General features: G+C 66.7%; 14 protein-coding genes. 9 read left to right on the top strand and 5 right to left on the bottom strand.

Translation table 11 applies throughout. The features are described 5' to 3' along the window. The first annotated feature begins 200 nt into the window (after positions 1 to 200). The 3 genes from cbiE to cobM are packed head-to-tail and all read left to right on the top strand — an operon-like array spanning position 201 to position 2,574. Positions 201 to 1,430: a precorrin-6y C5,15-methyltransferase (decarboxylating) subunit CbiE gene (gene cbiE, locus AmiPiv_RS17835; RefSeq protein WP_340038833.1), complete on the top strand. Its 1,230-nt coding sequence runs from the start codon at positions 201 to 203 to the stop codon at positions 1,428 to 1,430. Beyond that, a complete protein-coding gene (locus AmiPiv_RS17830; protein ID WP_340038832.1) occupies positions 1,427 to 1,813 on the top strand; it encodes a cobalamin biosynthesis protein in 387 nt (128 codons plus the stop codon). The genes cbiE and AmiPiv_RS17830 overlap by 4 nt, the downstream gene beginning before the upstream one ends. Continuing rightward, positions 1,810 to 2,574 (top strand): precorrin-4 C(11)-methyltransferase, encoded by a 765-nt coding sequence (cobM, locus tag AmiPiv_RS17825; RefSeq protein ID WP_340038831.1) that lies wholly within the window; start codon positions 1,810 to 1,812, stop codon positions 2,572 to 2,574. Before AmiPiv_RS17830 ends, cobM begins: the two co-directional genes overlap by 4 nt. Here the strand turns inward: cobM and AmiPiv_RS17820 are convergent. Beyond that, positions 2,541 to 3,656, bottom strand: coding sequence for a cobalt-precorrin-5B (C(1))-methyltransferase (locus AmiPiv_RS17820; protein ID WP_340038830.1), 1,116 nt, complete (start codon positions 3,654 to 3,656; stop codon positions 2,541 to 2,543). The two genes, cobM and AmiPiv_RS17820, sit on opposite strands and share 34 nt — an antisense overlap. Before the next feature lie 53 nt (positions 3,657 to 3,709). Between AmiPiv_RS17820 and cobA the strand changes: the two genes are divergently transcribed. The 6 genes from cobA (at position 3,710) to AmiPiv_RS17790 (ending at position 9,518) form a co-directional block, all read left to right on the top strand. Continuing rightward, positions 3,710 to 4,495, top strand: coding sequence for a uroporphyrinogen-III C-methyltransferase (cobA, locus tag AmiPiv_RS17815; RefSeq protein WP_340038829.1), 786 nt, complete (start codon positions 3,710 to 3,712; stop codon positions 4,493 to 4,495). Then, positions 4,492 to 5,805: a cobyrinate a,c-diamide synthase gene (locus AmiPiv_RS17810; protein WP_340038828.1), complete on the top strand. Its 1,314-nt coding sequence runs from the start codon at positions 4,492 to 4,494 to the stop codon at positions 5,803 to 5,805. Before cobA ends, AmiPiv_RS17810 begins: the two co-directional genes overlap by 4 nt. Positions 5,806 to 5,809: 4 nt before the next feature. Next, entirely contained in the window at positions 5,810 to 6,565 is a 756-nt protein-coding gene (gene cobS / locus AmiPiv_RS17805; RefSeq protein ID WP_340038827.1) for an adenosylcobinamide-GDP ribazoletransferase, read from the top strand. A gap of 24 nt (positions 6,566 to 6,589) precedes the next feature. After that, positions 6,590 to 7,600: a nicotinate-nucleotide--dimethylbenzimidazole phosphoribosyltransferase gene (gene cobT / locus AmiPiv_RS17800; protein WP_340038826.1), complete on the top strand. Its 1,011-nt coding sequence runs from the start codon at positions 6,590 to 6,592 to the stop codon at positions 7,598 to 7,600. Between the two features lie 191 nt (positions 7,601 to 7,791). After that, positions 7,792 to 8,778: a sulfate ABC transporter substrate-binding protein gene (locus AmiPiv_RS17795; RefSeq protein ID WP_340038825.1), complete on the top strand. Its 987-nt coding sequence runs from the start codon at positions 7,792 to 7,794 to the stop codon at positions 8,776 to 8,778. Positions 8,779 to 9,068: 290 nt separating this feature from the next. Continuing rightward, on the top strand, positions 9,069 to 9,518 hold the full coding sequence (locus tag AmiPiv_RS17790) for an RrF2 family transcriptional regulator (RefSeq protein ID WP_340038824.1): 450 nt from the start codon (positions 9,069 to 9,071) through the stop codon (positions 9,516 to 9,518). An 18-nt stretch (positions 9,519 to 9,536) separates the two neighbouring features. Here AmiPiv_RS17790 and AmiPiv_RS17785 read toward each other — a convergent pair whose 3' ends face one another. The 4 genes from AmiPiv_RS17785 to AmiPiv_RS17770 form a co-directional block, all read right to left on the bottom strand. Next, positions 9,537 to 10,454 carry an LLM class flavin-dependent oxidoreductase gene (locus AmiPiv_RS17785; protein WP_340038823.1) on the bottom strand — a complete coding sequence of 306 codons (918 nt, stop codon included), beginning with the start codon at positions 10,452 to 10,454 and terminating at the stop codon, positions 9,537 to 9,539. Positions 10,455 to 10,595: 141 nt separating this feature from the next. Continuing rightward, positions 10,596 to 10,748, bottom strand: coding sequence for a hypothetical protein (locus tag AmiPiv_RS17780; protein WP_340038822.1), 153 nt, complete (start codon positions 10,746 to 10,748; stop codon positions 10,596 to 10,598). A gap of 294 nt (positions 10,749 to 11,042) precedes the next feature. Then, entirely contained in the window at positions 11,043 to 11,315 is a 273-nt protein-coding gene (locus AmiPiv_RS17775; protein WP_340038821.1) for a glycine zipper domain-containing protein, read from the bottom strand. A gap of 184 nt (positions 11,316 to 11,499) precedes the next feature. Further along, on the bottom strand, positions 11,500 to 13,452 hold the full coding sequence (locus AmiPiv_RS17770; RefSeq protein ID WP_340038820.1) for an AI-2E family transporter: 1,953 nt from the start codon (positions 13,450 to 13,452) through the stop codon (positions 11,500 to 11,502). Between the last annotated feature and the right edge of the window lie 192 nt (positions 13,453 to 13,644).

Genomic DNA, 13,644 nt, shown 5'->3' with positions numbered 1-13,644 from the left:
CGCCGGTCCCTGTTTCCGGTCGAGAAGTCTGTCGTGAACTCCCTGTCCTACCCATGGAGGTCCTTTTCGCTTGTTGGGAGACCTCTCCCGAGAAGGCTCCGCACCGCCGCCGTGATGAAGGAAGCACCGGCGTTGCCGCTTCTCCCTTCTCCCCGCCTGCGGGGAGAAGGTGCCGGCAGGCGGATGAGGGGCAGCGCGACATGACAACACGCCCCACACCAGAGCAAAAATGGCTGACCGTCGTCGGCATCGGCGAGGATGGTGTCGCGGGTCTCGGCGACGAGGCCAAGCGCGTCATTTCGGCGGCAAGCAACGTCTTCGGTGGCAAGCGCCACCTCGCATTGGCAGCCAAGCTTATCCGCGGCGAGGCCCGCCCCTGGCCGACACCCTTCGACAGCGAAATGCGCGATGTCGTCGCCCTACGCGGCAAGAACGTCTGCGTGCTCGCCTCCGGCGATCCTTTCCTGCACGGCGTCGGCGTCACACTTGCCCGCGCCGTGCCCTTAGCTGAAATGCGCGTCCTGCCTGCCCCCTCCGCCTTCTCGCTCGCCGCCTCGCGGCTGGGCTGGGCGCTGCAGGACATCGAGACGGTCTCGCTTCACGGCCACGCCATAGACCTGATCCGCCCGCTGCTGCATCAAGGCGCGCGCATCATCGCGTTGACATCCGACGGAGAAGCCCCGGCCCAGATCGCAGCACTCATCGCCGGCAGCGGCTTCGGCGCCTCACGCCTGACCATGCTCGAAGCGCTGGGCGGCGACAGCGAACGCATCCGCTCCACGACCGCCGCAGGCTTCAACCTCGAAAACGTCAATCCGCTCAACGTGCTGGCGCTTGAGCTTGAATCAAGTCCGCAGGCACGAATTCTGCCTATGGCTTCGGGGTTGCCCGACGAGTTGTTCGAGCATGATGGCCAGATCACCAAGCGCGAGATCCGCGCCGTCACGCTGTCGACACTCGCTCCCCGCCGCGGCGAATTGCTGTGGGACATCGGCGGCGGCTCGGGGTCGATCTCCATCGAGTGGATGCTCTGCCACCCCTCGCTGCGCGCCATTGCCATCGAGCACAACCCCGAACGCGCCGAGCGCATCGCGCGCAATGCCAGCGCCTGCGGCGTGCCCGGCTTGCAGGTTGTGAAAGGCGCCGCGCCCGAAGCCCTTGCCGGCCTGCCGACGCCCGACGTGGTCTTCATCGGCGGTGGCGGTTCGGACGCAGGCGTCTTCGACGCGGCCATCACGGCGCTCCGCTCCGGCGGTCGGCTGGTCGCCAACGCCGTCACGCTCGAAATGGAAACGCTGCTGCTGGCGCGCCATGCCGCGCTCGGCGGCGAGCTGTTGCGCCTTCAAGTCTCCCGCGCCGCCCCTGTAGGCTCGATGACCGGCTGGCGGCCGGCGATGCCGGTCACGCAGTGGAGCTGGGTGAAGCCATGATGGTCGCAGGCATCGGCTGCCGCAAAGGCGCGGCGCACGAAGACATCCTTTCGGCAATCGAGACCGCGCTCGAAGCCCACGGCCTCGCAGTCACCGCACTTTCGGCGCTGGCCACCGCAAGCCTGAAGCGCGACGAACCCGGCATCTTGGCCGCCGCGCGCCGCCTCGACCTGCCGCTGCTCGTAGTCGACGACGCAGCGCTCGCCGCCGCAGGATCCCGCACGCTCAGCCATTCGCAGGCCTCGCAGGAAGCCGCCGGCACGCCGTCGGTATCGGAAGCGTCAGCCCTTGCCGCCGCAGGCACCGACGCCGCCTTGCTCGGCCCGCGCACGATTGTCGGCCCCGCCACCTGCGCCATCGCCACCTCTGGAGCCACAGCTTGACCGTTCATTTCATCGGCGCCGGCCCAGGCGCGGCAGACCTCATCACGGTGCGCGGCAGCCGCCTGCTCGGCTCATGTCCCGTCTGCCTCTATGCCGGCTCCATCGTCTCGCCGGAGCTTTTATCCTATTGCCCCACAGACGCACGGCTGGTCGACACCGCTCCCATGTCGCTCGACGAGATCGAGGCGGAATACCTGGCGGCCCATCAGGCTGGCCACGACGTCGCGCGGCTGCATTCGGGCGATCTCTCCGTGTGGAGCGCTGTCGCCGAGCAGATCCGCTGTCTGGAAAAGCACGGCATCCCCTACACGTTGACCCCCGGCGTGCCGTCCTTCGCCGCCGCTGCGGCAGCGCTGAAGCGCGAACTGACCATTCCCGAGGTCGCCCAAAGCCTGGTGCTGACCCGCACTTCCGGCCGCGCCTCGAAGATGCCTCCGGGCGAAACGCTGGCCGGCTTCGGCCGCACGGGTGCTACGCTCGCCGTGCACCTGTCGATCCATGCCATCAACCAGGTCGTGGCTGAGCTTACCCCGCACTATGGCCCGGATTGTCCCGTCGCAGTCGTCTTCCGCGCCTCCTGGCCGGACGAGCGCATCGTCAGGGCCACGCTGTCGACGATTGCAGCCGAACTGGCCAAGGACCCGATCGAGCGCACCGCCATCATCTTCGTCGGCCAATCGCTGGCGGCCGAGGATTTCCGCGAAAGCTCGCTCTACGACGCGTATTATCAGCGCCGTTTCAGGGGCCGCGACGGGCTATGACTTGGCGCGAAGGGCGCATGCCCCCTCAGCTCTCCCTCGCGGTTGAAGACCAGGATCTCGATCGCAATGTCGGGGTTGTCGAACACGGCAGCCGCCGTGCGCCAGGCAGCGCTTGCAACAGCGTCGCCAATAGCGATGCCGGCCTTGTTGGCCTCGATGAAGGCTTCCGCCACCGTGTTGGCGCCCTTGATGCGGGCCTCGAGAGCGGCATCGGCGCCGGCTTCCATCGCGACCGCAGCCAGTCCGTCGAGATCGGCCGAACCGCGGCTCGAATGCAGGTCGAGCAGCCCTTGCGCGAGCTTCGTCATCTTGGCGACGCCGCCGGCAATGGTCACCTTCGGCACCGGATGGGCGCGGATGTATTTCAGCATGCCGCCGACGAAGTCGCCCATGTCGATCAGCTGCACCTCGTGCAGGCTGTGGAACTTCTGCACGGCCGTCTCGGAAGCGTTGCCGGTCGAGCCAGCAACGTGGTCGAAGCCCATGGCGCGCGCCACGTCGACGCCACGATGGATCGAGTGGATCCAGGCCGAGCAGGAATAGGGAATGACGATGCCGGTGGTCCCGAGGATCGAGATGCCGCCGAGGATGCCGAGGCGCGGGTTCAGCGTCTTGAGCGCCATCTCCTCGCCGCCCGCGACGGAAATCTCGACCTCGACGTCGGCGCCCTCGCCCAGCACCTCGGCGACGACGCCAGCGATCATCTTGCGCGGCACCGGGTTGATCGAGGCCTCACCGGGCGGGATCGGCAGGCCCGGCCGCGTCACCGTGCCGACGCCCTTGCCCGCCTTGAACACCACGCCGTTGCCCGCCATGCCCGGTCGCACCGTGCTCATGACGAGCGCGCCATGCGTCACGTCAGGGTCGTCGCCGGCGTCCTTGACAATGCCGGCCATAGCCCAGCCGTCGCCACGTTCGTTTCCGGCCAGCGCGAAGGCCACGTTCTGGCCGCCCGGCAGCACAATCTCCACCGGGTCGGGAAACGCTCCCGTCTTCAAAGCCACGCACGCCGCCTTGGTGGCGGCGGTTGCGCAGGCGCCGGTGGTCCAGCCGCGCTTGAGCGGACGATCTTCTTCATTCATGACGCGATCTATAGGCTGGCCGAGCCTGCACGTCATCGCCGAAAGCGACACGCATGAGCCTTGAAACTGCCATCTCGCGTTTGAACTACAAACCCCACCGGCTCGAACCCGGCCATGTCTGGCTGGCCGGCGCCGGTCCCGGCGATCCCGGCCTGCTGACGCTCGACGTTCTGTCGGCGCTCGCCCAGGCAGATGCCTTGGTGCATGACGCGCTGGTGTCGCCCGAGATCGTCGCCGTCGCCGAGCAGGCGGAAAAGTTCTTCGTCGGCAAGCGTGGCGGCCGGCTGTCGATCCCGCAGGGAGACATCAACGCGCTGCTGGTCAGGCTGGCGAGCGAGGGCCGCAAGGTCGTGCGGCTCAAGGGCGGCCATCCCTTCGTCTTCGGCCGGGGCGCCGAGGAAGCGCTGGTGCTGACCCGCGAGAACATCCCCTGGCGGGTGCTCTCGGGCATTACCTCCGCTTTCGGCGGACTCTCCGCGGCAGGCATCCCGGCGACCATGCGCGGCGTCAACGGCGCGATCATCCTGGCCACTGGCTTTGCGGCTGTCAGCGACGACCGCCCCGACTGGGCGGCCCTTGCCCGCACCGGCCAGCCCATCGTCATCTACATGGGCCTGACCCACATGGCCGAGACCGTGGCCGAGCTGATGGCCGGCGGCCTGTCGGCGGACACGCCTGCCGCATTCGTCGAGAACGCCTCGATGCCCGAGGAGCGCACGGTCACCGCAACGCTCGGCACGCTGGTCGCCACCGCCGAGCGCGAAAAGGTCGTGTCGCCATCGCTCATCATCGTCGGCGGCATCGTTTCGCTGCGCTCCAAACTCATGGGGCAGAAGTGACGGCGCGCGGCCTCATCATCGGCGCCCCGCGCTCCGGCTCGGGCAAGACCAGCGTCACCATCGGGCTTTTGCGCGCGCTCGCCCGCCGCGGCATCAAGGTGCGCGGCGCGAAGTCCGGCCCCGACTACATCGACCCCGGCTTCCACGCCGCCGCAACCGGCCTGCCCGGCGTCAATCTCGACAGTTGGGCCATGCCGCCGTCGCTGCTCAACGCGCTTGCCGCCGACGCATCGGCCGATGCCGAGCTGGTGATCCTCGAAAGCGCCATGGGCCTGTTCGACGGCATCCCCTCGGAAAAGGGCCGCTCAGGCGCGGCGGCCGATCTCGCCCGCCTCTATGGCCTGCCAGTGCTGCTCGTGCTCGACGTTTCCGGCCAGTCGCAGACCTCGGCGGCAATCGCCAAGGGTTTTGCCACCTACGATCCCGACGTGCGGATCGCGGGCGTCGTGCTCAACCGGCTCGGCAGCGAGCGCCACCGGAAACTTGCCGGCGACGCCATCGAGGCGCTCGGCCTGCCTGTCGTCGGCGCCATCCTGCGCGACCCGACGCTGTCCATTCCCGAACGCCATCTCGGCCTCGTCCAGGCAGAGGAACACGCCGACCTCTTCGCTCACATCGAGAAGCTCGCCGACATGGTCGAGCGCTCGCTCGACATCGACGCCATCGTCGGGCTGGCGACGCCGCTGGCGCCAAGCGCCGGCGACCAGTCCTTCGCCCTGCCGCCGCCCGGCCAGCGCGTCGCGCTCGCCCAGGACGCCGCTTTCACCTTTCTCTACCCGCATGTCGCTGCACATTGGCGCGCCATGGGTGCGGAACTGGTGCCGTTTTCGCCGCTTGCCGACCAGGCGCCAGACACCTCCTGCGACGTCTGTTGGCTGCCGGGCGGCTACCCCGAACTGCACGCCGGCCGCCTTGCTGCAGCTTCGAATTTCCTGTCGGGAACACGCCGTTTCGCCGAGACAAAACCCGTCCATGGCGAGTGCGGCGGCTTCATGGTGCTTGGCCGCTCCATCGAGGACGCCGACGGCGTCACCCACGAGATGCTCGGCCTGCTCGGCCACGCCACCAGCTTCGCCAAGCGCAAGATGAACCTCGGCTACCGCCAGGCGACGCTCGCGGCACCCTGCCCGCTCGGTCCCAAGGGCGGCGTCATCCGAGGCCATGAATTCCACTACGCCCAGACGGTCGAACGCGGCGACGACACGCCTCTTGGCGAACTGGCAGACGGCCAGGGCAATCCGCTCGGCGGATTCGGCGGGCGGCGCGGCCATGTCACCGGTACCTTCTTCCACGCGATCGCGCGAGGCTGAGACGATGACGCCGGCAACGCTCATCGACGACATCCGCCTCGGCCTCGTCTTCTTCACGCGCCTGCCGCTGCCGCATTTCGAGGTCAGGGACCGTTCGCTGGCCGATGCAATCTGGACCGCGCCGCTGGTCGGCCTCGTCGTGGCGCTTGTCGCCTGGCTGGCCTTTGCCGCCGGCCATGCCCTCGGCCTCGCCGAAGGACCGGCTGCCGCCCTGGCGATCGCCGCCGCCATGCTGGTCACCGGCTGCCTTCACGAGGATGGCCTGTCCGACACGGCTGACGGTTTCGGCGGAGGGAGCACGCGCGAGCGCAAGCTCGAGATCATGCGCGACAGCCGCATCGGCAGCTACGGTGCCTGCGCGCTAGCGCTCTCCATCCTCGCCCGTTGGAGCGCGATTGCAGAATTGGAAGACCCCGCGCCCGTATTCGCCGCGCTTGTCGCCGCCCATGTCGGCTCGCGCGCGCTGATCCCGGCCTTCATGCGCCACCTGCCGCAGGCACGCGTCGACGGGCTTGCCGCCGGCGTCGGCGCGGTCGCGGACGAGGTTGTGATCGCAGCCCTTGTCATCGGCGGGCTCGGCCTGTTCTTCCTCGGCCTCAAGGGCGCGATCGTCGCAGGTCTCTGCCTCGCCGTCCTGTTCTTCGCCTTCAGAAAGCTCTGCCTCGCCCAGATCGGCGGCCAGAGCGGCGACACCATCGGCGCCCTGCAGCAGCTCGCCGAGATCACCCTACTTTTCACCGCATCCGTCATCCTGGCTTGATTCAATTTCGGAGTTTTCGCAGCCATGGCCTTCAAATCGCTCGATGAATTGCGCGCAGCCTGCCTCGACCTTCCAGCCGGCAACCATGCCGCCGCCGACGCCGTCGCCACCCGCCAGGACACGCTGACCAAGCCGCGCGGCAGCCTCGGCAAGCTCGAACAGATCGCCGCCTGGCTCGGCCGCTGGCAGGGCCGCGAGATGCCCAGGCTGGACAAGGTCAAGGTCATCGTCTTTGCCGGCAATCATGGCGTGACCGCGCAGGGCGTGTCGGCCTACCCGTCCGAGGTGACGGTGCAGATGGTCGCCAACTTCGCCGCCGGCGGTGCCGCCATCAACCAGCTTGCCCGCCTGGCCGGTGCCGGGCTCGCGGTCATCCCGCTCGAGCTCGACCGCCCTACCGGCGACTTCACCCAAACAGTCGCCATGGATGAGGCCGACTTCCTCGCCGCCGTCTCGACCGGCTATGACGCCGTGACCGACGATCTCGACCTTGTCTGCTTCGGCGAAATGGGCATCGGCAACACCACCCCTGCAGCGGCCATCGCCGCGGGGCTGTTCGGCGGCACCGGCCGACAGTGGGCGGGACGGGGCACAGGCGTCGACGACAGTGGCCTGTCGCGCAAGTTCGTGGCGATCGACGCAGGCCTCGCCCGCCACCGGGATCGCCTCGCCGATCCGCTCGGCGTCGCCGCATGCCTCGGCGGCCGCGAACTCGCCGCGATCCTCGGCGCCACCCTCGCCGCCCGCCACCGCAACGTGCCGGTTCTGCTCGACGGTTTCGTCGTCACGGCTGCCGCGGCGCCGCTGGCGAAGCTACACCCGGAGGGCCTGGCTCATACCCTGTCCGCCCACGTGTCGGCAGAGGCCGGCCACCGCCAGCTGCTCGAATCGCTGAAGCTTTCACCGCTGCTCGACATGGGCATGCGGCTGGGTGAAGGCTCCGGCGCCTGCCTTGCCGTCAACATCGTCCGCTCGGCGCTCGAATGCCACGCCAGGATGGCGAGCTTCGCCGAGGCTGGCGTCACCGACAAATAGTCGGCCGTTGCTCTCCGGACTGCGGGTTTTACATCGCGCTGGAAACTGGTTTCTGGAATCGACCAAGATTTGGGATTCCGTTCCACGTGATCGAGCAGAGGCGACCTGCCTCTGCCTCCTCGGCATAGGCGCTCCCCGATAACTTGCGGCCAACTTCGAAAGTTTGCCGCAAGTCTCAGGAGAACGCCCTAATGAAACGCTTCCTACTCGTCGGTGCGGCGCTTGCCGCGCTCCTCGCGGGTCCGGCGCAGGCACAGTCCGTCGACAAGATTCTCAACGCCTCCTACGACGTCGCCCGCGAACTCTTCGCCGCCGAGAACAAGGCTTTCGCCGCTGCTCATCCCGGTGTCACCGTCGACCAGTCGCATGCCGGCACCTCCAAGCAGGCGCGCTCCATCGTCGAGGGGCTGCAGGCCGACGTCGTCACCTTCAACCAGGTCATCGACATCGATTTCCTGGTCAAGAACGGCCTCGTGTCCGACGACTGGCAGAAGGATTTCCCCAACCAGGCCTCGCCCTTCTATTCGCTGCCGTCCTTCCTCGTCCGCGCCGGCAATCCGAAGAATATCAAGGACTGGTCCGACCTCGTCCGCGACGACGTGCAGGTGATCTTCCCGAACCCCAAGACCTCGGGCAACGCGCGCTACACCTATCTCGCCGCCACCGCCTACGCCAAGGAGGCGTTCAAGGGCGACGAGGCCAAGGTCAAGGAGTTCGTCGCCAAGCTGTTCGACAACGTGCCGGTGTTCGACACGGGTGGCCGCGCCGCCACCACCACCTTCGTCGAGCGCGGCATCGGCGACGTGCTGATCACCTTCGAGGCAGAGACGCGTGGCATTGCCAGGGAGTACGGCACCGACAAGGTGGAGAGCGTCACCCCCTCAGTCAGCCTGCTCGCCGAGTTCCCGGTCGCCATCGTCGACAAGGTCGTCGACGAGCGCGGCTCGCGCGATCTCGCCAAAACCTATCTCGACTTCCTCTACACCACCGAAGGCCAGCGCATCGCCGCCGAATACGGCAACCGTGTCCACGATTCCGCCGTCGCCGCCGAATTCAAGTCGCAGTTCCCCGATGTCCGCCTCGTGACGGTGGAAGACGTGTTCGGCGGCTGGGACAAGATTCAGAAGGAACATTTCGGTCCCGGCGGCCTGCTGGAACAGATCTACGGAAAGCGCTGAACCAGCCGTCATCGCTGATGCCAAAGGGAAAGCCGGCCCGCGCCGGCTTTCGCCATTTTTGGCCATGCGGCGCCGGCCGGGCATCCCAGTTGGCATCGGTCGCCGGTAATTGGGCGGATCACGCGCCAAAATGGCCGAAACTTACGGAATCTCAACGCCTTTCGGCTTGTATATCAAGTCGCTGGAATTTATCTCTTATAGCAGCCGGAATGCGATGGGGACGAATCGTCATCCGCGGCCTTCTGCAACTCGCTGCGACTGGCAGCCGAAGTCGATGACGCGTTGTCGCAATGCTGACTAAAAAAGGCAAATACGGCCTCAAGGCTCTCGTCCATCTATCGCAACTGCCGCCGGGCCAGCTGGCCTTCGTCGGCGACATCGCCACCGCCAACAACATCCCGAAAAAGTTCCTCGACGCCATCCTCGGCGAGTTGCGCAATGCCGGCTTCGTCCAGAGCCGCAAGGGCAAGGACGGCGGCTACCGGCTTGCCAGGCCGGCCACCGAGATCAGGATCGGCCATGTCGTGCGCGTACTCGACGGGCCGCTGGCGCCCATTCCCTGCGCCAGCCGCACCCAGTACCAGCCCTGCGACGACTGCGACGAGGCCACCTGCCAGATCAGGCACATGATGCTCGAGGTGCGCCAGGCCATCGCCGGCGTGCTCGACAACCGCAGCCTTGCCCAGGTCCGCGACGCCGACAACGACGACGTCGTGTCAGGCGTGGTGCATCACGCCTAGCTCCTGCCGCTCCCGGCCCTAGACGACGCGGCGCAACTGCACCGGACTGCCTCCGCGCCCCGGCGGCAGCGCATCGTGGCGCCTCGACATCCTCCGGACCTGCGGGATGATCTCCTGGCCGAATGCTTCGATCGCATTGGCGTCGTCGAGGCCGTGGACCAGGAAGTCGGTTACGCCAAGTTCGGCATAGGCGACCAGTCGCTCGGCCGCCCTGTCCGGCGCAGCACCGAGCTGCCAATCCTCCGCACCCTCCCCGGCATGGACCGGCAGCGAAAATCCTATCCGCCCCGCCCTGCCGAAAGGCTGGGCCGCGACCTTGACCCGCTCCGTCAGGCGTCGCGTCTCTTCCAGCCCGCCGGCCGGCAATTCGAACAGGTCGGCATGCTTGCCCGCCACCTTCAATGCCGTGCCCGACTGGCCGCCGAGCTGGAGCTGGATGCCTGCGCCGCCTTTCGGTTTCAGCGGCACGAAGCCGCCGTGGACGCGGTAGAATATCCCTTCGTGGTCGAAAGGCTTCACATTCGTCCATAAACGCTTGAGCAGCACCAGATATTCGTCGGTGCGGCCGAGACCGTCGAAGGCTCCGAGCCCGTCGGGTATGCCTCGCAGGCCGCGGCTTGCAGGCACGCGCAGCGACAGCCGACCCGGACGCAGCTTGTCGAGGGCCGCAAACTGCCTTGCGGCAACCACGGGCGCCACGATGCCCGGCCAGTGCGAGACCAGGATGCCAAGGGATTGCGTCGCCCTGAGTGCCAGCGACGCGAGGTCCATATTGGCGAGCAGCCCCGCCATGTCATCGATCATGACGCGGTTGAAGCCTGCGTTCTCGAGCTGGCGCAGCCGTTGAACGGCAAGTGCGGTATCGGAAAAGTAGGAAGGGTGAAGCTCGTCACTGTCGGCAACGCCGCCCGGGCAATGGGTGAAGTCGATCTGCATCGCATCTCCTCCGTCCTGTCTGGAACAGTCATGTCAGGGACAGTCTTGGCGCGGCTCGCGCTGGTGCACGCGCTACCTTGAAAACCTTCTTCGATTCGATTGAGGGAACATTGCACCCCATCGGTGCCACGGACGATCCGTCTAGTGGATCAATCCGATCACCATCGCCACGGTGAAGCCGAACGAGACCGTGAAGATGCAGTAGGAAACCAGCTGCGCAACCGTAGCCGGCTTGCCAGCGGTAGCCGCCGACTGCGCGGCGCGGCCATTCGAGAGATACTGGGTCTGTGCCATCGCAATCTCCATCATGCCGTTAGTCTATAAAATTAATAGACTTTGTCGATTGCTAATTTTGGCAAGATTGTGGAACGGCATTTTTCGCCGGCCACGGCGAAGGAGTATTTTGTCCCAGTCTCGAGCCTGGGCGGATCGGGGCAGAGCCCCGCGGCAGAGACCAGGCGGCAAGATAGTCGTGCTTCGACAAGCAGATAGCATCTAAAGTTGATTCGGCTTGGGAGCCCGGACAATCGGCAAGATGCCGAAGGCGCGTCGGCGCCTTCGGCATCTTCGAAGGTAGGCAGGTCGCGCTCAGTAATATCCGCGCGGGCACTCCGCGATGTAGGTGCGGCCGTAGCGGTCGCGATAACGGCAACTGTTCGGCTCGTTCGCCCGGCCGATCAGCGCGCCGGCCACTGCGCCTACGGCGCCGCCGACGAGCGCACCCTCGGCGCGATTTCCAGGTGCGGCAACGGCACTTCCGATCGCCGCGCCGCCGAGACCCCCGATAGCCGCTCCCTGCTCGGTCTGCGAACAGGCCGCCAGCGTCAAGAGAAGCGCGATACTCACACCAGCCATCTTCATTACCGTCACTCCCAAAAGGTTGCATCGCCCGCCGAACCTACAATGCACGGAGGCGAAAAATGATCCATGACACCTTTTCCGTGCCGGACCGGCGAATCCCTTCGACAGTTGGCATGCAGCTGCATATCGGCGGCAATCGGGTAGCGATCCACGGATGCTGCAGCAGTCCGGGCCGGGCAGGTGATCAGCCGGCCGCCTTTTCCCTGGCCTTGCTGGTGCGCTTTGCCGGTGCAGGGCGCCGCATCTTGCGCCTGGTGGGCCTCAGCGGCACAGCGGGTGCGTCGGCGAGCGCGCCGGTCACGGCGCCCGTGATATCGAATGCGACGAAGTCTGCATTCAGTTCGCCCGCGAGCCGCTCCGCATCCAGGTCGGGCCGGCCTTCCGACCAAAGCACGATTCCAACCCTGATCGTCGGCTTGAACCGCTTGAGCCGGCGCACCAGGAAGCGTCCGTGGTTGAGCGAATCGGCGTTGAGGAACCCGACGACCGCGCTGTCGACGTCTTCGAGCGGAAGGTTGCGCATGTTGGCCGGCTCCGCCTCCGCATGGCTGGCCATCCGGGCCTCCGCCCCCTGGACAGTCAGGACCTGGGCAAGCATGCCGGCGGCGGCATCGTCGAGTTCGCCCCGCCCGCCGACGCACAGCACGGATTTGCCCGTCCCGTCCGGCAGCTCCATGCTGGCTTGGCCGTCCTCGGCATCGTCCGATACGTCGCAGTCATCGTCTTCATCGGCCTCGTCCTGCGCGATCTCCCGCAGGTTCGAGACGACCATCATGGCACTTTGAGCCACGCGCATCCGCTGCTCGTCGGTCATCGCGCCCCGTGCCCTGTCGCGTTCGCCGAGCAGCAGCGCAGGGATCGCCACGCCGCCGTAATAGTCGACCAGATATTCGTCCTCGAGCATCTCTTCGGCATGGTCGGTCGCCTCGTCCGGATCGCCGGCAAGCAGGCGCTGATAGAGCCGCTCCTTGGGATCGAGCACGGGTTCGTTGCCGAACAGCACTTCGAGGAATTCGAACTGCGGAACGTGTTTTCCGAGGACCACCAGGCAAACCGTCAGCGGTGTGGACAGCACCAGGCCGATCGGCCCCCAGAGCCAGGTCCAGAAGATGGCGGCGACGATGATGGCCAGCGGCGACAGCCCGGTCTTCGAGCCGTACAGCCAGGGTTCGATGACGTTGTTGATGATCAATTCCATGACGAGGAACAGCGCCGCCGCCCACAGCACGAGCGACCAACCGGGCGCCACGGCGAGCGCCAGGAACAGCGGCAGGATCATCGCGATGGCCGGGCCGATATACGGCACGAAGCGCAACACGACCGCCAGCAGCCCCCACAGGATCGCATTCGGTATGCCCAGAAGCCACAACCCGATGCCGATGGGGACACCATAGAGCACGTTCACGACCAGTTGCATCAGCAGGTACTGCCCCACCCTTCGTCCCGCGTCCTGCAGCGCCTCCGTGGTCCGGTGCAGGTCGCCGTAGCCGACCAGCCTGATGAACCTGTCGCGCAGGTCCTCGCGCTCCATCAGCATGAAGATGACGACCACGACGACGAGGCCGGCGGTCGCCAGCGGCCCGACAAGCGGCGAGATGAGGTTGCGCAGGGTCTCGATGGGCTTCTGCCGCGTGAATATCTCGACCAGCAGCGGGTCGGGCCGGGATGGCTGGGCCACAGGCGTCTCGGCCACTTCCGGCTTTTCGATTTCCTGGCCCACGCGCTCGATGACCTTGCTCAGCCGGTCGACGATGCCGCCTTCGCTGCCGGCATCCTTGAGCGACCGGACTTTCTCGAGGATATTGGCCTGGTAGGTGGGCACGTTCTCGGCCACTTCGCCCACCTGCGAGACGACCACGAAGCTGAAAGCGCCCACGACGGCAAATGCCGCCAGAACGCACGCGATGACGGCCGCCAGGCGAGGGATGCCCAGTCGCCGTAGCGACGACACGATGGGCGCCAGGGCGAAGGTCAAGAGAACGGCGATGGCAAGTGGCAGGAAGACGTCGCGGGCGAAGTAGAGTATGGCCACGACCGCCGCAGTGGCGGCGAAGGTCGGCAGTGCGGTCCTCGGATGAGGCCGAAATAGCGGCCGCTCGGCCGCCTGGCCTTGGTTCCTCGGACTGGCATCGACCATGTGCGACCTCCCGACCTCGCCGGCCATGACGGCGTCGGCGAGAGCGCTGCCGCGATCTTCCGGCCGCCGGCAGAACAATGACCATTGTCACGGTTCGTTCCTCGGCTCCGGACGGAGGCCTGCGCTATACGTCCCTGCGCAGCCATTTTCGCGGATCTTGCCGCGGTGTCCAGATGCCGGCCTGATGCCGCG

Source organism: Aminobacter sp. Piv2-1, assembly GCF_037625995.1.
In the GTDB taxonomy this organism is placed as follows: domain Bacteria; phylum Pseudomonadota; class Alphaproteobacteria; order Rhizobiales; family Rhizobiaceae; genus Aminobacter.
Note: the sequence above shows the minus strand (reverse complement) of the source record. Positions and strands in the feature narration are given on the sequence as shown.